21 protein-coding genes are annotated in these 21,447 nt (G+C 65.3%); 7 read left to right on the forward strand and 14 right to left on the reverse strand.

Annotation, left to right across the window (positions count from 1 at the left end; translation table 11 throughout):
- Positions 1-82: 82 nt before the first annotated feature.
- Positions 83-1,033 carry a DUF6492 family protein gene (locus ACSHT2_RS26655; protein WP_440637576.1) on the forward strand — a complete coding sequence of 317 codons (951 nt, stop codon included), beginning with the start codon at positions 83-85 and terminating at the stop codon, positions 1,031-1,033.
- Between the two features lie 11 nt (positions 1,034-1,044).
- Here ACSHT2_RS26655 and ACSHT2_RS26660 read toward each other — a convergent pair whose 3' ends face one another.
- Positions 1,045-2,112, reverse strand: coding sequence for an endo-1,4-beta-xylanase (locus ACSHT2_RS26660; RefSeq protein WP_440637578.1), 1,068 nt, complete (start codon positions 2,110-2,112; stop codon positions 1,045-1,047).
- Positions 2,109-3,197 (reverse strand): glycosyltransferase, encoded by a 1,089-nt coding sequence (locus tag ACSHT2_RS26665; RefSeq protein WP_440637580.1) that lies wholly within the window; start codon positions 3,195-3,197, stop codon positions 2,109-2,111. Before ACSHT2_RS26665 ends, ACSHT2_RS26660 begins: the two co-directional genes overlap by 4 nt.
- Positions 3,198-3,460: 263 nt before the next feature.
- Between ACSHT2_RS26665 and ACSHT2_RS26670 the strand changes: the two genes are divergently transcribed.
- Together ACSHT2_RS26670 and ACSHT2_RS26675 are read left to right on the forward strand one after the other, a co-directional pair.
- Positions 3,461-4,897 carry a lipopolysaccharide biosynthesis protein gene (locus tag ACSHT2_RS26670; RefSeq protein ID WP_440637582.1) on the forward strand — a complete coding sequence of 479 codons (1,437 nt, stop codon included), beginning with the start codon at positions 3,461-3,463 and terminating at the stop codon, positions 4,895-4,897.
- A 359-nt stretch (positions 4,898-5,256) separates the two neighbouring features.
- On the forward strand, positions 5,257-6,807 hold the full coding sequence (locus ACSHT2_RS26675; RefSeq protein ID WP_440637584.1) for a L,D-transpeptidase: 1,551 nt from the start codon (positions 5,257-5,259) through the stop codon (positions 6,805-6,807).
- 31 nt (positions 6,808-6,838) lie between these two features.
- Here the strand turns inward: ACSHT2_RS26675 and ACSHT2_RS26680 are convergent, their stop codons facing one another.
- The 8 genes from ACSHT2_RS26680 to ACSHT2_RS26715 all read right to left on the reverse strand — a co-directional run bounded on the left by ACSHT2_RS26680 (position 6,839) and on the right by ACSHT2_RS26715 (position 14,217).
- The gene (locus ACSHT2_RS26680; protein WP_440637586.1) at positions 6,839-7,660 is read right to left on the reverse strand and encodes an enoyl-CoA hydratase/isomerase family protein; all 822 of its coding nucleotides are present in this window, start codon (positions 7,658-7,660) and stop codon (positions 6,839-6,841) included.
- A gap of 133 nt (positions 7,661-7,793) precedes the next feature.
- Entirely contained in the window at positions 7,794-8,444 is a 651-nt protein-coding gene (locus tag ACSHT2_RS26685) for an isochorismatase family cysteine hydrolase (protein WP_440637588.1), read from the reverse strand.
- A 14-nt stretch (positions 8,445-8,458) separates the two neighbouring features.
- Positions 8,459-8,986, reverse strand: a complete 528-nt coding sequence (locus ACSHT2_RS26690; protein ID WP_440637590.1) for a hypothetical protein — start codon at positions 8,984-8,986, stop codon at positions 8,459-8,461.
- A 361-nt stretch (positions 8,987-9,347) separates the two neighbouring features.
- Complete coding sequence (locus ACSHT2_RS26695) at positions 9,348-10,160, reverse strand: class I SAM-dependent methyltransferase (RefSeq protein WP_440637592.1); 813 nt, start codon at positions 10,158-10,160, stop codon at positions 9,348-9,350.
- Positions 10,161-10,269: 109 nt separating this feature from the next.
- The gene (locus tag ACSHT2_RS26700) at positions 10,270-10,809 is read right to left on the reverse strand and encodes a VOC family protein (protein ID WP_440637594.1); all 540 of its coding nucleotides are present in this window, start codon (positions 10,807-10,809) and stop codon (positions 10,270-10,272) included.
- 212 nt (positions 10,810-11,021) lie between these two features.
- Positions 11,022-11,990, reverse strand: coding sequence for a Bug family tripartite tricarboxylate transporter substrate binding protein (locus ACSHT2_RS26705; RefSeq protein ID WP_440637596.1), 969 nt, complete (start codon positions 11,988-11,990; stop codon positions 11,022-11,024).
- A 119-nt stretch (positions 11,991-12,109) separates the two neighbouring features.
- Positions 12,110-13,003, reverse strand: a complete 894-nt coding sequence (locus ACSHT2_RS26710; RefSeq protein WP_440637598.1) for an MBL fold metallo-hydrolase — start codon at positions 13,001-13,003, stop codon at positions 12,110-12,112.
- A gap of 2 nt (positions 13,004-13,005) precedes the next feature.
- On the reverse strand, positions 13,006-14,217 hold the full coding sequence (locus ACSHT2_RS26715) for an ABC transporter substrate-binding protein (protein ID WP_440637600.1): 1,212 nt from the start codon (positions 14,215-14,217) through the stop codon (positions 13,006-13,008).
- 167 nt (positions 14,218-14,384) lie between these two features.
- On the opposite strand from ACSHT2_RS26715, the gene ACSHT2_RS26720 reads away from it, so the two are divergent.
- Genes ACSHT2_RS26720 through ACSHT2_RS26730 form a run of 3 tightly spaced genes read left to right on the forward strand, consistent with a single transcriptional unit; the run spans position 14,385 to position 16,468 of the window.
- Positions 14,385-15,083, forward strand: coding sequence for a TetR/AcrR family transcriptional regulator (locus ACSHT2_RS26720; RefSeq protein ID WP_440637602.1), 699 nt, complete (start codon positions 14,385-14,387; stop codon positions 15,081-15,083).
- Positions 15,061-15,621 carry a carboxymuconolactone decarboxylase family protein gene (locus ACSHT2_RS26725; RefSeq protein ID WP_440637604.1) on the forward strand — a complete coding sequence of 187 codons (561 nt, stop codon included), beginning with the start codon at positions 15,061-15,063 and terminating at the stop codon, positions 15,619-15,621. The genes ACSHT2_RS26720 and ACSHT2_RS26725 overlap by 23 nt, the downstream gene beginning before the upstream one ends.
- A 1-nt stretch (position 15,622) precedes the next feature.
- Positions 15,623-16,468, forward strand: a complete 846-nt coding sequence (locus ACSHT2_RS26730; protein ID WP_440642940.1) for an SDR family NAD(P)-dependent oxidoreductase — start codon at positions 15,623-15,625, stop codon at positions 16,466-16,468.
- 9 nt (positions 16,469-16,477) lie between these two features.
- Here the strand turns inward: ACSHT2_RS26730 and ACSHT2_RS26735 are convergent, their stop codons facing one another.
- Genes ACSHT2_RS26735 through ACSHT2_RS26750 form a run of 4 tightly spaced genes read right to left on the reverse strand, consistent with a single transcriptional unit; the run spans position 16,478 to position 19,022 of the window.
- A complete protein-coding gene (locus ACSHT2_RS26735) occupies positions 16,478-16,987 on the reverse strand; it encodes a DoxX family protein (protein ID WP_440642941.1) in 510 nt (169 codons plus the stop codon).
- On the reverse strand, positions 16,987-17,766 hold the full coding sequence (locus ACSHT2_RS26740; protein ID WP_440637606.1) for an HvfC/BufC N-terminal domain-containing protein: 780 nt from the start codon (positions 17,764-17,766) through the stop codon (positions 16,987-16,989). Before ACSHT2_RS26740 ends, ACSHT2_RS26735 begins: the two co-directional genes overlap by 1 nt.
- The gene (gene bufB, locus ACSHT2_RS26745) at positions 17,756-18,673 is read right to left on the reverse strand and encodes an MNIO family bufferin maturase (RefSeq protein WP_440637608.1); all 918 of its coding nucleotides are present in this window, start codon (positions 18,671-18,673) and stop codon (positions 17,756-17,758) included. The genes ACSHT2_RS26740 and bufB overlap by 11 nt, the downstream gene beginning before the upstream one ends.
- 43 nt (positions 18,674-18,716) lie before the next feature.
- Complete coding sequence (locus tag ACSHT2_RS26750) at positions 18,717-19,022, reverse strand: BufA1 family periplasmic bufferin-type metallophore (protein WP_440637610.1); 306 nt, start codon at positions 19,020-19,022, stop codon at positions 18,717-18,719.
- Between the two features lie 307 nt (positions 19,023-19,329).
- Between ACSHT2_RS26750 and ACSHT2_RS26755 the strand changes: the two genes are divergently transcribed.
- The gene (locus ACSHT2_RS26755; protein WP_440637612.1) at positions 19,330-21,417 is read left to right on the forward strand and encodes an adenylate/guanylate cyclase domain-containing protein; all 2,088 of its coding nucleotides are present in this window, start codon (positions 19,330-19,332) and stop codon (positions 21,415-21,417) included.
- Positions 21,418-21,447: the final 30 nt, after the last annotated feature.

Genomic DNA, 21,447 nt, shown 5'->3' on the forward strand with positions numbered 1-21,447 from the left:
TTTACCTTGATTGCGAATGCAAGTTTCCATCGCCTCCCATTGCCGCTATGAGTGCGGGCTGATGGCCATTCGAGCGCGCTCCATGCATTCCGTTGCACTGCTGACTGCCAGCTACGCCAAGGATATCGAACGCTTTTCGCTGCTCAGCGAGAGCATCGACACCTGGCTCTCGGGATACACGCGGCATTATGTTCTCGTTAACGATGAGGACGTGCCTCTGTTCGCGCGGTTCGCCTCCGACAGGCGGGTCATCGTTCCGGCCTCGCGCTACCTGCCAGGATGGCTGTTCGCGGTGCCGCCGGCGCTCCAGTTCATCAGCAGCCGGCGTGTCTGGCTCTCGCTGCTGTCGTCGCCCGTGCATGGCTGGCACATCCAGCAGATCCTGAAGATCGCAGGGGTCCTCAATGCGCCCGAGCAGCGCGTCTGCATCCTGGATTCGGACAATCTGTTCTTCCGCGAATTCGACGTCAGCCGATATGCCGGCGACGAGAAGGCGCCGCTCTTCGTCACGCGCAAGGCGATCGGCGCCGACCACCCGTTGCATGGTCTATGGCTCCGCACCGTCGATCAGCTTCTGGGTATCAAGGAGCGCTCGTTCCCGGCGGACGATTATGTCGGCAACGCGCTGGTCTGGGACAAGGACACCGCGCGCGCGATGACCGACGCCATCAAGTCGGCGACGGGCTTGAGCTGGGCTCTGGCGCTGTGCCGGAAGAAGAAGTTCTCCGAATATCTGCTTTACGGGAACTTCGTCGCGAATTCGCCGGAACATCTGGCGAGACATCGGGTCACTGAAGACAGCATCGCGGTCTCGCACTGGGACGACACGCCCCTCGACCGTCCGGCCATCGAAGCCATGATGCGCGCCGCTTCGCCCGAGCAGGTCGCGCTCTGCATCCAGTCCTATTCGTCGACCTCGGTCGACGACATTCGTGACGTGTTCCGCCTCTCCTCGCGCGACCGTCGCAGTCCGAGCCTTGTTCCCGATCACATCGGAGATGCGCCCGCGTTCGAGACGCCGAAGACACGCTGAGGACCAGCGCCTCAGGCGTCCTTCGTAAACTTGCTGATGACATCCATGAACGGCTTCGGCTTGAACTCGCCGTCGAGCGGCAGCGGACGGTTCGGCTGCTTGTCCTTGCGGGAGAAGGTACCGTTGATCCAGCTGTAACGGTCCGAGATACCCCAGGTCAGGATCGAGCGCACGGGGCCGCTGGTCGAGATCGCGGTGAGGAGATCGTCGACGCGCTTGGCGACGATCGCGTCGCGCTCTGCCGGATTGCCCGCCAGCTTCTGGTCGTCGACGTCGAGCTCGGTGACCAGCACCTCGAGTCCCCAGGAACGCAGCTCGGCCACGAACGCGGCGAGCCCGTGCGTGTCGATCTCGAGTTCGGCGTGCAGATGCGATTGCAGCCCCACGGCATGTAGCGGAACGCCCTGGTCGAGCAGGTCCATGATGAGGTTGCGATAGGCTGCCCGCTTGGCGATGAACGAGTCTTTTGCCGACTCGATGTCATATTCGTTGATCGCGAGCTGGACCAAGGGGTCGGCCGCAGCCGCCGTGCGGAACGCCAACGGTATCCAGCCTTGACCCAGATGCTGTGTCCAGAACGTGTCGCGCCGGTCCTTCGGACTGCGGGGATTGTCCGGGATCGGCTCGTTGACGACATCCCACGACGTCAGCTTGTCCTTGTAGTAGGAGACCACAGTGCCGATGTGGTCGAGATACGCGCGCTCGACGCCCTTGGTGGTCTTGATCTGCTTGGTCCAGTCCGGAATGTCGTGATACCAGGCGAGCGCGTGGCCGCGCATCGTCAGATCGTTGTCTCGCGCGAAATCCAGGATCGCGTCGGCGCGTTCGAAGGCAAACGTATGCGCGTCCGGCCGCAGCATCGGCCATTTCAGCTCGAGCACCGGCACCACCTGGGTGCAATAGGTACTGATGGCCTCGCCGAGCCTGGGATCGGCTTGCAGGTCCCAGAGCGTCGCCGCAGCGCCAAAGCCGGGACGGCGCTGGGCGCGTTTCGACGCCGGCACTGCGGACGCGGATGCGCCCGCCGCGAGGGCCGCGGCGCTGCCGAGGAGAAATTCGCGTCGGTCGATCCTGGTCACGCGTGACGCTGCATCGCCGCTTCGGCGATCTCGTAATAGTGAAGCGCGCCCTTCTCGAGCGTCAGGTGATCCAGCACATAGTCGCGCGGCGCGAAGTCCCCCGCGCCGACGTGCGACCAGAAGCCGTCCCAGCCTGCGGTGAATCCGCTCGCATCGGTGAAGGTCATGCCACAGCGCCCGTCGAAATAGGGCACCGAGGACACGTCGCCTTCGAACCTCACCTTGTCCGGAAAATATTTCGGATCCTGCCACGGTCCGCCACGGTCCCAGGCAAAGACAGGAACGCCGCTCGACAGCGCCTGCTGGCAGGCGATGCCCTGGCTTTCGTGCTCGCAGAGGAAGACCATGCTGCGGCAACGCGCCAGCGCGGCCTTGTAGTCGTCTTCCTTGTAGTGCCCGTAGCGGATCACCTCGACGGTACGGCCGCTTGCCTCGAGATGCCTGCGGATCGGCTCGATCAGCTCTCGCTCGTACCGTCCTTGATCCCAGCGGACCTTGTCGTAGAGCAGCACGTCGACGCTCTTCTGATCCGCCGGCGCGGGTGTCCACAGATCGGTCTCGATGCCGACGGGCCAGGCGCCGACGTGGGGCCAGTGCGGACGGAACATGTCGGCATACCAGGCGCACGGCACCAGCACGCGCCTCACATCGAGATCCTTCAGACTCTCCGGCGCATCGATCGGGTGGTCATACATGGCGACGCCGAGCAAGAGCGGGTTCTTCCACTTGAACCAGTCGAGCACGAACGGCCGGCCGATGATGCAGGCCAGTTCCTCGGGGTGCTTCCGGATGTGGCGATAGTCGTTGACGCGATAGCGGATGCCGAGCCGATCGAGGCCTGCGCACAGATTGAGCAGGACGCGCCGCTGTCCGCTGATGAAGGACTTGCCCAGCAGCAAGCGTCGCAGCAGCGGCCGGAGACGACGGTCGCCGGGAAACCAGCGGTCGTCCCGTTCTTCGAAAAAGAGGTTGAGGACCATCCTGTCGCGGCCTCCTGCGCCGAAATCCGAAGGAACCGCAGGCACGTTGGTGCCGCGACGCGGCAGCGAGGCCGGTTTCACCCGGGTTGGTTCGGCAACGTCCATGTCGGTCACATCAGCGCATCGGAGGAATCGAGCGACGTTTCGCCATCATTGCTTCTTTTCCGTGATCGCGCCGGCCGCTTCAAGGACAGGGCAAATTTAACGCTAACGCGCGATAACCGCCCGCTCGCCCCATTCGCGGTCCGATTTGCAGGCTTGTGCGGCTATCTTCGCCGATGCCAGCGGCGCAATCCGATTGTCACACCAAAGTCCAACTGCCTTAACGTCTCGTTAATCCTGATGGCCGCCAACGGTCCCTTGCTCGCATGCTGAACCGCCACTTCTCGATCTATCTGGTCGCCTACATCCTGCCCGCGGCGGTGGGCTTTTTCGCTGTCACCGCCTATACGCGGCTCCTGAGCCCGGCTGAGTACGGCCTCTATGTCGTCGGCATCAGCCTTGCGGGCATTCTGGGCGCGATCTTCTTCGCCTGGATCAAGCTGTCGGTGTCCCGCTATCAGGCGATGTCGGCGGAGGTCGATTTCCGCGGCACGGCGATGGTCGCCTTCGCCCTCACGGCCGCGGTGCTCTGCGCCACCACCCCGCTGGTCTTCCTGTTCCGCAGCGACGTCAGTGTCGAGCTGCTGCTCGCCAGCATGTTCGTCGCGATCATGGCGAACGCGGTCGATGTCGGCCAGGAGTTCGAGCGCGCCAAATTGCGCCCCTACCGCTTCGCGGCGATCTCGATCGTGCGCAGCGTCTCCAGCGTCGGCTTCGGTCTGCTCGGCATCTGGCTCGGCTGGGGTGGATTGGGGCTGCTCGCCGCGTTTGGCCTGGGGTCGCTCGCGGGCATCGTCCTGAACCTCGTCGGCGACCGCACCAGGATCGCGCGGTTCCAGCGCAGCCAGTTCATGCAGCTGGCGCGCTACGGCCTGCCGCTGACGCTGGCAGGATTGTCCGTCGCCGTCTATTCGGCCTGCGACCGGCTCATTGTCGCCTATTTGCTCGGCAGGGACGCTGCCGGCATCTTCGGCGTTGCCGCCGATCTGCCACGCCAGTTCATGGTCATGATCGCATCCAGCGTTGCCGCGGCGACCGTGCCGCTGGTGTTCCGGTCGTTGGCCGAGAACAACGGCGTGACGACGCGGGAGCGGCTGACCGAAAGCCTCGAGCTCCTCCTCGTCGTCGTTGCACCCGTTGCCGTCTGGCTCGCGCTCGCCGCGGACCAGGTCGCCGGCACGCTCGTCGGCATCGACTTCCGCGCCGGCGTCTCGGCGCTGCTGCCCACGCTGGTGCTCGCCCGCTTCTTCGGTATTGCCAATCAGTTCTACGTGCAGATCAGCTTCCAGCTCGCCGAACGGCCCTTCATGCTGGCGGCGCAATCCTTTCTCACGCTGGTGATCAGCGTGGCCCTGATGTTCGTGCTGATCGCCGGCTACGGCCTCTACGGCGCGGCGCTGGCGACGCTGGCGACCGAGGCGATCGGCTTCGTCGTTGCCGCCGTCCTGATGCGTCGGGCCTACCCGGTCCCGTTCGAGTTCAATCGCCTCGCCGGCGTTGCCGTTTCCGCAGCCGCGATGGCGGCCGCGATCCTGATTGCGCGATCGCAGGCGGGCGGCACCGGCTTCGTGTCGCTCGCCATCGTCAGTCTCGCCGGTGGCCTCGCTTATGCGGCTGCGGCCTGGCTGCTGAATGTCGCGAACGTGCGAACGTTGTCGCTGCGTTTCCTGCGAACGTCGAACCGCAAGGCGCTCGGCGTCTAGCTCAAGCACGATCCGGAAAAGTGCGCGGCGGTTTTCCCTCGCGACAAACGCGCAACGCGCTTGCGCGGAGATCATGCTCAAACAATAGCCTGAAGGAGCGTGCCGGGCGGCGTCGGCCCATACGGCTGCACCAAAAGGTGACCCGGACATTCTGCCGCAGTGATCGACGCCAGCTTCGGGCCAGTCCCGCCGAAGGCCGCCTTCCGCCTGCGCAAACCGTCGTATATGAGAGATTTATCGCCGGAACGTGCCGAATCTCGCCACAGACGGAACGTAAGGCGGCTGCGATTTCTTAATCCAATGATTCCAATCTGACGCGTGATCGACACAGGCGGACTGGCAATTCGACCGAGGATGGCATGAGAAACCGACTGACGACGGCGCGACCCACCCTGGCGATGCGGCGTTGGGGGCCTCCCGGAATTGTGGCGTTGGCGGCAATGGTCGCATTGACGGCGACCCCGGCGACCGCCGCCAAGCAGCCGCGCCAGACGGCCGAGGCCGTGGCGCCGCGCCAGGCCGGCGAGCCGGTCATGGCGATCGTGTCGATCAAGAGCCAGCAGGTCACTTTCTACGATGCCGACGGCTGGATCATGCGGGCGCCGGTGTCGACCGGCACGACGGGCCGCGAAACGCCGGCCGGCGTGTTCGCCATCGTCGAGAAGGACAAGGACCACCGCTCGACCATGTACGACGATGCCTGGATGCCGAACATGCTGCGCATCACCTGGAACGGTATCGCGCTGCATGGCGGGCCGCTGCCTGGCTATGCCGCTTCGCACGGCTGCGTGCGCATGCCGTTCGGCTTTGCCGAGAACCTGTTCGAGAAGATGAATATCGGGATGCGTGTGATCATCTCGCCGTATGACGCGGCCCCGACCGACTTCTCTCATCCCTCGCTGTTCGTGCCGAAGCCGGACGCCATCGCGGCAGCGCCCGGCCGGGCCGACAAGCTCTCCACCGAGGCCGAGGAGGCCACAAGGGCAGCCGATGCGGCCAAGAAGGCTGCTGCCGCAGCCGCGAAGGAAGCCGCCTCGCTTCCCGCCGCGCTGCGCAAGCTGGAACAGCAGAAGGCCCGCGCAGATGCCGAGCTCGCCTTCGCCGACAGGACGCTCGCGAACGCCAAGAACGATCAGGCCCGCGCCAAGGCCGAGGAGCTGAAGCAAAAGGTGGCGGCCAGGGCCGCCGACGCGGCGACACAGCTCGACGCCGCCAGGGCCGCCGCGCAGCCGAAGCGCGATGCAGTGGCCGCCACGAAGGAAGCCGCCAAGGCCGCCGCGACCCGGAAAGCCGACGCGGCCAAGGCGGCGACCGACGCGAAGCTCGCAGGCGAGCCGGTCTCGGTTTACATCAGCCGCGCGACGCAGAAGCTCTACGTGCGGCGGAACACGCACAAGCCGGCGCCCGACGGCGGCGGCGAGGTGTTCGACACCAGCATCGAGGTTCCCGTCACGATCAGAAATCCCGACCAGCCGCTCGGCACGCATATCTTCACGGCGATGGCGAAGACCGATACGGGCCTGCGCTGGAGCGTGGTCACGATCGAGAACGGCGACGAGGCGAGGAACGCGCTCGATCGCATCACCATCCCGCAGGACGTGTGGGATCGCATCGGACCGACCGCGTTGCCGCGCTCGTCGATCGCCGTCTCGGATGAGCCCCTGAGCAGCGAGACCAATTACCGCACCGAGTTCGTCGCGGTGCTGAGCAACGAGCCGCAGGGCGGTTTCATCACGCGCAAGCCGACCGCGCCTGCCATGATCGCGAGCGATGACGGCTGGGACAACGGCGGTAACGGCTTCTTCTTCTTCCAGCAGCGTGATCCGTACGTCCAGCCGGCCAATCCGCGCAGGCGCAGCCAGTATCAGTATTATGCGCCGGCGCAGCCGATGCAGCGCGGCTTTTGGTAAGGAAGCGCCGCGCGCATTGTCGCTGCGGACATCATCCGAGGTCGGCCACAGCCTGACCCAGCCGCAGCTCAATGTCGGAACGGAGCTGAAGGCCGCGCTCGACCAGAGCCACCGCGCGCGCGCGGGTGGCTGGGTGGGAGGCCGAGCTGAAGAAAGCCGACAGCGCCGCCGGAAAGACGCTGTCCGCCGGCAGCGTGACGTCGTTCATCAGGGCCTTGGCACCGACCAGCGCATGCTTTTCGAACGAGGCGAGACGACGGGCAAGCGCATCGACGAACGCCTCGATCTCGCTGTCCGGCAGGGCTCTATTGACGTAGCCGTAGCGCTCAGCCAGGTCGGCTGAAAAGTCGTCGGCGCCCAAGATCACCTCCAGCCCGCGCCCGCGCCCCATCAAGCCGGCCAGCCGCGCCATCGGATTTCCACCGGGTACCGAGCCGAGCCCGACCTCGAACTGCCCCAGGATTGCGCGCTCGCGACTGGCGAAGCGCATATCGCAGGCGAGGACGAATTCGCTTCCCGCCCCGCGTGCGCGGCCACGGATCTCGGCGATGGAGCCGACCGGTGCCCGCGACAGCCTCACGAGCACATCGATCCACGGGTGCATTCCGGTCGGACCGGGCGGCATCGCCGCGACCTTGGTCTTGTCGGCAAGCACGTCCCAATGCGCGAGAAAGAAGTCAGGGTCGGCACTCCGGAATACGACAACCTTCACATGCGCGTCGGTTTCGAGCGCTGCAAGCAGATCCTGCAGTTCGCCAATCGTGTCCGGATCGATCAGGTTGATGGGCGGATTGTTGAACGTGGCGGTCCAGAATGCTGGCAGCGGCTTCTCGATGGTGATCTGTCGGGTCATTGTGGTCTCCATAGATGTTGCGAGGATGTTCGGGCGCATTCGGGCTTGTTGCCCTCGCCGGCGCGCGAGCATCTCTGCCGGGATACCGGCCGATCCGGTCCGATCAACCGTCCCGATCTTTCGTTGATCCAGCTCATTCGGCAGCGATGATTGCCACCCGGCTTGATGACAGCGCCGCGACGATCTCGTCCGTGGTCACGATGGCACTGGCGTAGTTCGGCATGTTGATGTCGAGCGCTGCGTGCATCATCTCTTCGGAGTAGTCGGCAACCGCATCCTTGACGACGGTGACGTCGTAGCCGAGCTCGGCAGCAAAGCGGACGGTCGCTTCGATGCAGGTGTGCGCGATCAATCCGATGACGATCAGTCGCTGGACGCCATGCCGCTTCAGCTGGAGATCCAGATCGGTATTGGCGAAGCCGCTGGAGCACCAATGCTCGCTGGCGACGATCTCGCCGGGCGCCGGCACGAACTCGGCGCGGAACTCGCCGCCCCAGGTGCCGAATTCGAAGCTCCTGTTCTTCCACGCTCTCCGCTGGATCGGCGCAATGTACTTCCAGGATGCATAATCGCCTTCGCGGTAGCGATGATGCATGGCGTAGAAGACGCGAAGCTTCGCGTCGCGCGCGGCCTGCAGAACCTGCTGCATGTGTGGAACGCAATTGTTCGATTCGGCGACGGCCTTGATCCGCGGCCAGATCTTGCCTCCTTCCGAAATGAAGTCGTTATAGGGATCAACCACCAGGAGCGCCGTGACGGTCTTGTCGTAGGACAGGTCTGTCATGAGACTCTCCGTTGTCAGGCGTTCGCCAGGGCCGCGCGCTCGATGCTGGCGGCGAACAGAGGCGTTTCGCCCTGATTGTGCGCGATCGAGGCGGGCTGGCGCTGGGCGCGGAAGAGGTCGAAGGGAATGCCCTGCTTGCCGATGAACGCCATGAACTCGTCCGTCGCGTACGACCTGACGCGGTTGGTGAACTCGCACTTGCCGGGCTCGATCTCCTTCACGCTCAACTCCCAGGTCACGTGAATGGTGGTGCGTCCATTGGGCGTGAACACATCGGAGGTGGAATCGAGGATCAGATGGTCCTTCTCGCCCAGCGTCTCGACATAGTGCTGCACCATGAGGCTGCCGCCGATGATCTCGACATTGATGGACATCCGCTTGCCGTTCGGGGCCGTCGTGAAGCCCGCGGCGATGTGCGCAGGCGAGCAGCCCTGATACTCGCGTTCCGGCAGGTTGAAGCACCATTCGGGTATGTCGATCCGGTCGATCGGTGCGTTGATGATGGCGGTGAAACTTGAATCGACGATCTGGTTATTGGTCATCTCCGGAACTCCTCATCGGGTTGCAGGCTCGAGGCTTCACGGCCCTGTGTCTCGACACTGCGCTGCGTGCTCGCAAGGTCGGCTGGCCGCTCGTCGTGCAACCAAATTGGCGCGGGCCGCCGGAAATTGCTCGTTATGGGTTGTTATAGGTCGTTAGCTTCTGCGGAGCCGTGGAAATCGCGCCGAAAACGCGCAGGCAGTCGTCCGCCGGCGATCGGTCGGTCCGGTGTTAGAGACTGCGAGATTTTGTTATGGCGGCGATCGCCGGGAGGCCGCAGGTTTGCGCCCCCGGGCCGGATGGATGCTCACGCCGTTGGTCTCGAAGGCGAGCCGAGGGCGCAGTGGATGGCGGCTTCGGCAATTACGCGCGCGCCTCGATCACGATAGCCTGGATCTTGCCCTCGACCGGGCCGGAGCCATGGCGCGTCCGGATCGCCTCGGCAACGATATCAGTCGCAGCCTGGAGCTTGCTGGCATCCTTTGCTTCGATCTCGCTGCGCAGCGGCGTGCCCTGGCAGAGCGCAATGGCGACATATTCGGCCGACGGCGCGCGGCTGATCTCAGACCGGGTTTCGATCGATATGTCACGGAAGCCCGCCCGTTCGAGGTCGCCTCTGATGACGGTCTTGTCGTAATAGCCGTGCGGCGTCCGGATCATGAAACGGGGCGGATCGTCGGGAAACAGCTTTTCGAGTGCGACCATCGCTTCCTGCGTGAGCACATTGTCCTCGATACGATCCCAGACGTTGAAGACGAACGTGCCGTCCGGCTTCAGGACTCGCTTCACCTCTCCGTAAGCCTTGATCCGGTCCGGAAAGAACATTGCGCCGAATTGGCAACAGACCGCGTCGAACTCGGCATCACCGAAGGGCAGGGCCATTCCGTCCGCCTGGCGCCAGGTGATGCGATCATCACCCGCCTGGCGCTGCGCGGCAACAGCCAGCATCGGCTCGTTCAGATCGGTCGCAACGTAGCGGATGCCGCCCGGCAGCGCCGCCGCCACGGCGCGTGTCACCGCGCCGGTGCCTGCCGCGATCTCCAGCAGCACGGAGGGCGAGAGTGCAGCGACGCGTCTTGCGATGTCCTCGGCGTAAACGGCGAAGATCATCGGGACGAGATATTCGTCGTAGAGTCTTGGAATCGAGCCGGCGAAAACCTTGTCAGTTTCGGACATGATTGCCTCCCTGAAGGTTCGGACACGGCTTCAGACTAGCATGATTTGGCCTCGGTCCTTACGTCGTCTTGCGCGCTTCGAACGACGCCGACCAAGCCGGTGATCAAGCCTACGATCGGCTCCCGCCGACTTCGCGGATCGGCCGCGTGCCGTCCCAGTTCATCGCGGCCTGCCGGACCTTCTCGAAGAACGGTCCCTTGGTGCCGCTGATGTCGGAGATCTCGATCACCGTACCCGGATGCGCCTGCGTGTCGAAATAGGCAAAGCGCCCCTTGTCACCGCCGATCTGGCCCTCATGGCCGATCCTGTAGCCGAGCCCGAGTGCCTTGTCGTAGAGCGCCTGATAGTCGTGGCTCCAGTACGACATGTGCTGGAGCCCTTCGTGCCCGGCGTCCAAGAATTCCTTGTACAGCGAAGGCGCGTCGTTGCGCTGCTGGATCAGCTCGATCTGGAGATCGCCGGAATTGGCGAGGGCAATGCTCATCTCGACCGCGGAATCCTGACCGCGATGGCGGAACCAGTCGGTCTTGACCCAGTCCATGTAGTACCAGGGGCCGACGCCCATCACCTCGATCCAGTGCGTCATCGCGGCGTGGATGTCCCGCACCACATATCCGTTCTGGCGCACCGCGCCGAAGATGCGGCTCATGCCCGCGCTCCTTTTTTAATCCCAATCACCTCAGTGCTATCGCACAAGACAGCGGAGGGCTGTCGCATGAGCACGGCCTGCATGGTTCGAGACGCCCGCTTTGGCGGGCTCCTCACCATGAGGGTCTGAAATCTTGCCGCAAAACGTGACCTCATCCTGAGGGCCCGCCGCAGGCGGGCGTCTCGAAGGATGGGCTGCAGGCAACCTGCTGCTCACTTGACCTCGATCCCGGCGTCCTTGGCAACCTGCTTCCAGGCCGTGATGTCGCGGGCATTGATGTCGCGCTGCTCCTCGCCGGAGACGAATTGGGGCGTGATGCCGAGTCCGAGCAGCTTCTGCTTCACGACGGTGTCGTCGAGCGCTTCTTTCAGCGCAGCCGATAATTTCTGCGCGGTCGGCGGAGCGAGTCCCGCCGGCGCATACATCGCCCAGGACAGGCTGCGGTCGAATGGCACGCCCTGTTCCTTGTAGCTGGCGACATCAGGCAGGCTCGGCGAACGTTCGCCGCAGGCGGCGAGCGCCTTGATCGAGCCGTCCTTCACCAGCGGCGTCGCCGTCGCGACGTCGAGCGTCGCAAGGGAGATGTGGCCGCCGAGCAGATCGCCGGCAAGCTTCGCGATGCCGTTGAACGGCACGTGATCCATCTTGATGCCGGTCTGCTGCATCAGGATCTCCGCGCAGAATTGCCCGGTCGAGCCGACGCCCCAGCTGCCGTACTGGATCGGCTCGCCTTTCTTGGCCAGCGCGACGAGGCCCTTGATGTCATTGGCGGCAAAATTCCTGGTCGCGACCAGCATGATCGAGGAGGTGCCGACACGCCCGATGGTCGTGAAATCCTTGATCGGATCGTAGGGCAGTTTTGGATAGATCGCGGGGGCAAGCACATGCGTGGTCATGCCGCCGACGGTGATGGTGTAGCCGTCATTCGGAGATGTCGCGACCATCTGCGTGCCAAGCGTGCCGGCCGCGCCGGTGTGGTTCTCGATATAGATGGTCTGTCCGAGCGTCTTGCTCATCCTGTCGGCGAGCAGCCGGCCGACCACGTCGCCGCCGCCGCCGGCCGCATAGGGCAGCAGCATCTTGATCTTGCGGGTGGGGTAGGCGGTGGGGTCCTCGGCCCGTGCCGGCAGGGCCGTGAACACCAATGCGAGCAGTGAGAGCGTGACCGTGCGCAGCATCATGTGGCATCTCCGGAAGAAGAATAGGTTTTGGTTGAATCGATGCGAGCCACGAGCTCGGATCACCTCTCCCATAGGGAGAGGTGAACTCCGGGGCCGCCGATCGAACTCAGCTTCATAGTCTAATCCTCGAAACGAAATCGGTAGGCCTCGCCGTGCCGGATCACGCGTCCCGCAGTCGGTGCCGGAAAATGGCCGGTGAGCAGATAGCTCGGCGTGTCCGCCAGTTCCTCCAGCAGCGCCATTCGCGTTGCGAGTGCCGCAGCCGGATCGACGTCGGCGGCATTCGACAGCCACGGCGCGGCGCACTGGATCGGATGATGGATGACGTCGCCCGACATCACCGCGTGATCGTGGCCGCCGTTGAGGTGGATCTGCATGTTGCCGGCGGTGTGGCCCGGCGCCGGCGCGAAGCGCAGGGCGGCGTCACGATCGCTGAACAGGCGGTGGTCGGTCTCGACGAGTTCGGCGAGGCCGGCCGCGACCACCGGCAGCACGGAATCCTCGAACGAACCATGGTTCACCGGGGTGTTCGGCGCAGCATTGTGCGCGGCCTCGAAATGGCGGTACTCGTCCCGCCCCATCAGATAGCGCGCGTTGGGGAAGGTCGGCACCCAGCGCCCGTCCACGAGGCGCGTGTTCCAGCCGACGTGATCGACATGCAGGTGCGTGCACATCACGAAATCGACCTGTTCAGGGGCAACGCCCAGCGCCTGCAGGTTTCTGAGATAGGGCTGATTCAGGTTGTTCCATGCCGGCACGCGCGGTCGATGCTTGTGATTGCCGCAGCAGGTGTCGACGATCGCGGTCCAGCGCGGCGTGCGCACCAGGTAGGAATGGTGGCTGAGAATGAAGCGGCCAGTCTCCGGCTCGATATAGCGGTGGTCGAGCCAGCTCCGGTTCTCCGCGATCACCGCGTCGGTGACGTTGGCGAACAGCCAGCTTTTGTCGAAGGCAAGCGCGGGGATCTCGCTGACGAGATCGACCCGCATGCTGCCAACCTTGATCTGCCGCATGATCAGTTCTTCAGGAGATCACCGAACGGCACCCAGCGCGTGCCGTCAAAACGGATCAATTGAAGACTCGTCATCGGCGTAAAGCGCTCGGGCGAATTGCTCACGGCGGTGCCGTTGATCAGCATCGGCAGGCGCACGTCTTTCATGGTGGTCGCCTGCTTCATGACGTTGGCGCGGGTGAGGTCGTTGCCTGATGCCTTCAGCACCGTCACCAGCGTCTGCGCGATGGTGTAGCCGTAGACGTTGAGCCAGTCGCTCTTGTTGGCGTCCGGCATGTACTTGTCCATGAACGCCAGCCACTCCTTGTAGCCGGCATCGTCCTTCAGCGCGGGGTCGGTGGCGTCCTTCAGGTATTGGCTGGAGATGACGCCGGTGGAATTGTCCTTGCCGGCCGGCTCCAGCACGCCGCTGATCGAGGCGGAGACGTTGGAAATGATGGTCACGGGTTTCCAGCCGATCTCGCCGATCTTGCGGATCGCCTGCGCCGCGAATTTCGGCGTCGCCGCGACGAGCACGACATCCGCGCCTGCGGTCTTCAATTGCAGGATCTGGGTGTCGATGGTTGGCGCCGAGGTCTCGTAAGCTGCCCGCGCGACAATCGCCTCGCCGCCGCCGAGCCCTTCCTCCAGCGCCTTCAGATAGTCCTTGCCGAGATCGTCGTTCTGGTAGAGCACGCCGATCTTCGCATTCGCGTGGCTCGCCTTGATGTACTTGGCGTAGGCGATCGCCTCGTCGCGATAGGTCGGCTGCCAGCCGACGGTCCACGGGAAATTCTTCGGGTCGTCCCACTTGGCCGCGCCCGAGCCGAGGAAGAGCTGCGGCACCTTGCGGTCGTTGAGATATTTGTGCACGGCGCTGTTGGTCGGCGTACCGACACCGCCGAAGATCAAGAGCACTTCCTCGCTCTCGACCAGTCGCCGGGTCTGCTCCACCGTCTTCGGCGGGCTGTAGGCGTCGTCCGCGATGATCATCTGGATACGCCGTCCGTTGACGCCGCCCTCGTCATTGACTTTCCGGAAATAGGCCTCCGCCGATTTCGCGATCTGCGCGAAGGCCGATACCGGGCCGCTCAGCGGCGCGGTGGTGCCGATCTTGATGGTCTTGTCGTCGGCGCCGGGATCGTATTTCGCGCTTTGGGCCTGGGCAGTGCTTGCTGCGAGCAGCGGCAACAGGATGCAAGCCGCATGCAGCCGAAGGCGGGCGAAGCGCGCCATGACGTCGTCTCCCAAAATTGCTCTCCGCCTCTCGAAGGAGCGGAGTTGAAACGCGAGAACATTGCCCGAAAGCGATCTTGCGGGCCGCGACCGTTGCCGCCAGACTGGCGAAACGAACGATCGTTCGTACGGTTGACTAGCGAACGATCGTTCGTTAGTCAAGCCACATGGCTGTCCACACCTCCAGCGCGGCGGAAGCGGCTGCGCCCACCACCCGCGAGCGCATCCTCACCGAGGCGCTCAACCTGTTCGCGCAGAGCGGCTATGGCGGCGCCTCGATGCGCGAGCTGGCGCGCCGCGTCGGCATCCGCGAGAGCAGCCTCTACAATCATTTCCCCGGCAAGGCGGCGATCCTGGAGGCGATCGTCGCCGAGCACGGTCCCGCCAGCTCGGCGAGCCGGCTGGAGGAGCCGCGCTACAGGCAGCTCGCGCGACAGCCCGCCGCGTTCTGCCGTCAGTTCGCGCTCGACCTCGTCGAGCAATGGTCCGATCCGCGCGAGCACCAGTTCCAGAAGGTGATCACCGCCGAGCGCAACCGCGTCCCCGGCATCCGTGCCAAATTCGCCGATCATTTCTATGCGCGCGAACAGAGCCTGATGACGGATTATTTCCGGGGCTTCTCGCTCGCCGGCCTGATCTCGACGCCCGATCCGCGCGAGACCGCGCGGCTGTTCGCCGCTGGCCTGATCTACATTCGTCTCGAACATTACGTGATGGGCGCGGCGCCCTCGCCGCGTGCGAAGGTGATCGAGGCGATCGACCGCTATCTCGCCTTCTTCCTGTCGCTGATCGCGGCAGGCCATGACGACGACAACAAGAAACGAAAGCCCAAGGGAGAAACGCGTGGCAAGGCTGCCCCTGATTGATCCGGAGACGACGGGCGGCGATATCCGCGCCTCGTTCGACCGCATGCCGGTCAAGCTCAACATCTTCCGCATGATGGCCCACGCCGAGGCCAACATGATCCCGGCGATGCGGCTCGGCAATTCGATCCTGCACAAGCAGAAGCTCTCGGCCGTCAACCGCGAGCTGCTGATCCTCCAGGCCGCGCAGCTCGAAGGTGGCGCCTATGAATGGCGCCAGCACGTGCCGATCGCGCTCGGCGTCGGCTGCACGCAAGAGCAGATCGATGCCGTCGAGCGCGCAGAATACGACGCCACCGCGCTGGGTGAGGCCGAGCGTGCGCTGCTGAAGTTCGGCCGCGAAGTGGTCGAGAACGTCCGCGTGGCGGAGGCGACCTTCGCTGCTGCGCGAAGACACTTCAGCGACCAGGAGATCGTCGAATCCATCGTCGCGCTCGGCTTCTACATGATGATGGCGCGCCTCACCGAGGCGACCGAGACCGATCTGGATCCCGCAGCCGGCATGAAGGTCTATGACGGCGGCAAGAGGCCGGGTGGCTGAGATGGCGGAGACCGAGAGCAAGCCGGACCGTTACGTCCGCCCGCCGAGCGCGGAATCGCTGGGCGAGGCCCCAGGCAGGGGACGCCTGAAAGGGCGCCGCATCCTGATCGTCGGCGGCGGACAGCGTGTCTTCGACGCCGCCACCGATCCAATCGGCAACGGCCGGGCCATGAGCATCCTGTGCGCACGCGAAGGTGCCAAGGTCGCGGTCGCCGACCTCAATCGCAGCTCTGCCGAGCAGACCGTCAAGCGCATCACCGATGAAGGCGGCGAGGGCTTTGCCATCGCCGCCGATGTGACGTCCGAGGCCGACGTCGTTCGCATGATCGCGGAAGCCCATCGCGTGATGGGCGGGCTCGACGGCATGGTGCTGAACATCGGCACCTTCGGCAAGGTCGGGCTCGATGCCGTCAGCCCCGAGGAGTGGAACAAAATCTACGACGTCAACGTCCGCGGCCCCATGCTGTGCTGCCGCGCCGCGATGCCGAAGTTCGATGATGGCGGCGCCATCGTCTTCATTTCCTCGATCGCCGCGCTGAAAGCCGGCTCGCAGATGGCGGTGTACGATTCCTCCAAGGCTGCGCTCGGCGGCCTCATGCGCAACATCGCCCATCTCGGGTCACGCCGCGGCATCCGCGCCAACCTCGTCTATCCCGGCCTCGTCGACACCCCGAACGGCCGCGAGGCCGGCGCCGGCCGTCCCTCCCGCGGCAAGGGCCACGTCCCGTTCGGCCGTCAGGCCACTGCCTGGGAGATCGCCTATGCCGTGCTGTTCTTCCTCTCGGACGAAAGCGTCTACGTGACCGCGCAGAGCCTCGCGGTCGATAGCGGCTTAAGCGGGATGTGAGGGGGCGCGCTATCGCTCCGGCGATCGCGCGCGACAGAGCAGATGGTCGAGCGAAAGGCGCCCCGGCCCGTGAGCCATGATGCCCAGCGCCATCGCGGCCCAGGTGAGGTGGATCGGCCAGCCGTCGGGCACCGTGAGCTCCACGATCAGCGTCATGAACAGCAGCCCGAGCGCTGCGAACCGCGTGCCGAGTCCCAGCACCAGCAGGACCGGGAACATGATCTCGCCCGAACCCGACAGGAAGGCCATCACCGTCGGCGCCGGAAAGTGGTAAGGCCCGCCCGGCAGATGCAGCATGAACTCGTCGCTGAACAGCGTCACGGCGGTGTCGTTGAGCCTGAGGAAGCCGTCCCATTTGAGGATGCCCGAGCGCCAGAACGGCACGGCCAGCGCGATACGCAGCACGAGTTGGACCAGCGAAGGGACGGCAATCGTTTGCACCAGATGATTGGCCCTGTCGACGAGCCATCCTGGCGAGGGCGGACCGCTGTCGGCGGTCATGTGCTGGTCCGTGATCATCATTGGTCTCCGCAAGCGAGCGAGGTGAAGGCGCCGGCCTCGACCAGTCCGGCGATGTTCGCGGCGATGTCGAATTCGCTTGAGGCTTCCAGTGCCGACGCCGCGGCCTCGCCGAGCGGCCGCCCCGAGATCAGGCAGTCTGCGAACACTGCACCGCCCGGCGGAAGGCGGCGCACGGCGACGTCGAATTCGGGACGTGTGATCAGGGCATCCTCCGGCGTCGAGGCATCGATGCGCATGACCGGTGCATTGTCGCGGTTGGCGGCAAAGATCGTCACGGCCGCGTATCGCGAGCGCAGGCATCGCGCCGCCGGGTGCGGAATGAACACCAGACCGGCCAAACGATCGGGCGTCACCGCCGACAGCCGGGCCGGCGACAGCGGGAGCGCGTCGGCGGCGTGATAGGCATCGAGCCAGGCGCGCTCGATGCGGGCGACGTCGGCGAGCCAGGGCATGGCCTGCGCATGCTCATACTGCGCGATGAACTCCGGGAAGTCGCGGCCGTATGCGAACAGCAGCGGCGATGTCGGCGGATTGCCGCGGACATGGGTACGCGCCATGGCGCGGAAGAAGTCGGCGCCGGTGATGCGCTGCGCCGCCGGATAGATCGCGGCCAGCGCGTCGATCAGGCTGACGGTGACGTTGTTGCGGTAGACGTCGTAGCGCCGGCCGGCGGCCTTGCCGTTCGGGCCGGTCAAGTCCGCGGGTGTGCTGCGCGCCGGATCCAGCAGCGCCGGCGCGAACGAAGTGGTGAAGGACAGGCCGGCGTCATGCGGCATGACGGTCTCCAGCCGGCATGGCGGACTGATGACGGTCGAGGATCGCCTGGGCCGCGGCGGCTTCCGCCTGCAGGACCGGCCAATCCGGTATCTTGCTGTCCCATTCGATCAGCGTCGGCACCGCGCCGCGGCGCTGGATCACGATCTCGTAGAGTTTCCAGACGGCGTCCGCGACCGGGCCGTCATGGCTGTCGATCAACAGCAGGTCGCCTTCGTCGTCGGCCTGCTCGGCATGGCCGGCGAGATGAATTTCCCCGACCCGCGACAGCGGAAACTCCGCAAGATACTCAAGCGCCGAGAAGCCCTGGTTGGTTGCGGATACGAACACGTTGTTGACGTCGAGCAGCAGGCCGCAGCCGGTGCGCTCGGCAACGGCGCGGATGAACTCGGTCTCGCTCATCGAGGATTCGCGAAACGCGACATAGGTCGAGGGGTTTTCCAAGAGCAGCGGACGGCGGATCGCCTCCTGCACCTGGTCGATGTGATCGCAAACGCAGGCCAGCGTCGCCTCGGTATAGGGCAGCGGCAGAAGATCGTTGAAGAAGCTGGTCTCATGCGTCGACCAGGCGAGATGCTCGGAGACCAGCGACGGCTGATAGCGCGCGACCAGGCCGCGGAAGCGCGCCAGATGCGTCTTGTCGAGCGGCCGGGGCCCGCCGATCGACATGCACACGCCATGCAGCGAGAGCGGATGGTCGCGGCGGATCGCCTCCAGCGCGCGATGCGGCGGGCCGCCGGCGCCCATGTAGTTCTCGGCGTGGACCTCGAAGAAGCTGCGCCGAGGCCCTGCCGCGAGGATGGCCGGGAGATGCTCGGGCTTGAAGCTCGTCCCGGCAACGCCGCCGATGGGCGTCGCGAAGCGGAGCGGCACGGCCGCAGGTCCGGTCGACTTGATCACCGTGCTCATCGTGCTGCTCCGTTCGTGCTTGCTGGCGATGTCGCGCCGGCCGTTACACCGGCTTGAGCGAACCCTTCTTGCCGTTCGGCAGCTCGATGCTGGTGCAGGTGCCGCCCTGCACGAATTTCCAGGCGTTGCCCTGGAAGTCGATGGTCGAGGTGCCCTGACAGGTCGTGCCCGGACCCGCCGCGCAATCGTTCTGGCCCTTCAGTGCGACGCCGAAGCACTTTTCCTTCTTGGCGGCGACGGCCGCTTCGCCCTCGGCCTTGGTCAGAGGGCTGGCGGCGGCAAAAGTGGCGAGCGCGGTCGACATCGCACCGGCGAGGACCAGGGAGGTGACAGCATGTTTGGCAGACATCGAGATTCTCCTGTTCGAGATGGCATCGCCTGGCAGGCGACAGCGCATGATCTCCTTCGCTCCGCGCACCACCTGCGTTACCGGCAGGCTGCTCACGAGTTCGTGAGACCGCTTGGATCGGGCGCACGGGCGGTGCGCTCGAGCGGGGATTAGCGGGCAAGCGTCGGCTCGAAGCCAATGCCCAGCTTCTATCGAGATGGTAGCCACCGGGCATTGGCTGCGGTCGCTCGCTCCTGCCAGACGTAACGAACGAGCGCCGGCGGCGTAAGACAATGTCAGTGACTCGCAACGAGGCGCGAAAGCAGCGATGAATGTCGATCCCGAACGACGGCTTCGCGCGATCGCAGGGCTGACGGTCAGCATCCGCCTTGCGGTCTCCGCGCTGGTCCTGGCCGCGATCCTGCTGACGGCCGCCCTCTGCAGCCTGTTGTGGTGGCGCACGGCGGAGGCGACCAGCCGGCAGCTCGCCTCGACCATCAACGAGCAGATCGTGGCGGCCGTGCGCAAGGAGGTCTCGGCGATCGTCGACGAGGCGCGCGCCGCCCACACTGCGATCCGCACGCTGTTCCTCCAGAACGTGCTCGACACCCGCGAGGCCGACAAGCGCGAGTTCGTCTTTCTCTCGCAATTGCAGTCGCAGGCGACGATTTCCTGGGTCGCGTTCGGCTGGCCCGACGGCTCCTTCTTCGCCGCGCACAAGCTCGGCGATCGCCGTCTGGAGATGATGGAGATCTCGCTGACCGACCATGCCGGCCAGCGCCGCGTCGATGAGTATGACGTGGTGCCCGGCGACATCGAGTTCGCCAACCGCCGCTTCGAGCCGACCGGATTCCGCGTCGCCGACCAGGCCTGGTTCAAGGCCGGGCTGACCGCGGATGATCCGCAATGGTTCAGGGTGCTGGACCATGCGACCGGCGTGCGGCCGTCGATCGCCTTTGCAGGACCGATCGACGTCTATCAGGAGCGGCAAGGCGTACTGGCCGTCGTCATCGAATACACCAGGCTCGCGCGTTTCCTGTCGCAGCTCGAGGTCGGGCGCACGGGGACCGCCTTCATCGTCGATGGCAGCGGCGAGCTCGTCGCGGCGCCGGACAAGAATGCCGACGAGCTTCATCCGGCGCGCGGCGACACGGCGCTGCTGCCGCTCGCGCGCCTGGCGCTCGGCAAGGCGGGCGAGGCCGGCGGCAGGGAGGCCTGGCGGAGCCGGCTCACGTCGGGCGGCGCTGCCTATGAAGTCGCGCTGACGCCGCTGCCGTTTCCCGGCTGGTCGCTCGCGACCGTGATCCCCGAGGCCGAATTTCTCGGGCCGGTCGAGATGACGCTGCGGCGCCTGATCCTCGGCCTTGCCGTCGGCGCCGTGCTCGCGGCGCTCGCCTCGGCGATGCTGGCGCGCTCGGTCATCGCCGCGCCGCTGTCGCGCGTCGTCGGCGAGCTTCGCCATGTCGAGGCCTTCGCGCTGGAGCAGGTCCGCCGTCATCCGTCGCGGCTCAGGGAAATCGCGAGCCTGTCGGGCGCGATTGCCGAGATGGCGGCCGGATTGTCCGCCTTCCGCAAGTTCATCCCGGCGGATCTCGTCCGCGGCCTGCTGCGCCAGGGCGTCGAGGCGAGGCCCGGCGGCAGCGTCCAGGAGCTCAGCGTGATGTTCATCGACATTGCCGGCTTTACGGGGCTGTCCGAGCGGCTGGGCGATCGCGTGGTGCCGCTGCTGTCGCGCTATCTCGACATCACCTCGGAGATCATCGTCGCCAATGGCGGGACCATCGACAAGTTCATCGGCGATGCCGTGATGGCGTTCTGGGGCGCGCCGCAGCCGCAAGACGATCACGCGGCGCGATGCTGCCGCGCGGCGCTCGCCTGCCAGAGGGCGATCGAACGATCGGGCCTCGTCGACGACCTCGGCCAGCCGCTCCAGATCCGCATCGGCATCAATTCCGGCCGCATGCTGGTCGGCAATATCGGCTCGGAGCTGCGGCTGAACTACACCGTGATCGGCGATGCCGTGAACGTCGCCAGCCGGCTCGAAGGCGCCAACAAATCCTATGGCACGCGGATCCTGATCGGCGAAGCGACGGAACGTCTGGTGCGCGGTGCCGTCATCACGCGCGAGGTCGACAGCATCGCGGTCTACGGACGCGAGGAGGGTCTCTCGGCTCACGAATTGATTGGAATGGTGAACGAGACAGCGGCGGCCCCCGGCTGGATCGCGGATTACGAGCGCGGTCTCGCCGCCTATCGTGCGCGGCGGTTCGCCGATGCGCTCGCCAACTTCGAGATGGTGTTGAAACAGCGCGGTCGCGATCGTCCGGCCGAACTGATGCGTGACCGATGCCGGCAGTTCGCCGCGACGTCGCCCGATAACGCCTGGCGACCCGTGGCGGCATTGACGTCGAAATAGCGACATAGACCCAATTCGAGCTTCAGCGGC

This window comes from Bradyrhizobium sp. PUT101, from assembly GCF_052043945.1.
Taxonomy (GTDB): domain Bacteria; phylum Pseudomonadota; class Alphaproteobacteria; order Rhizobiales; family Xanthobacteraceae; genus Bradyrhizobium.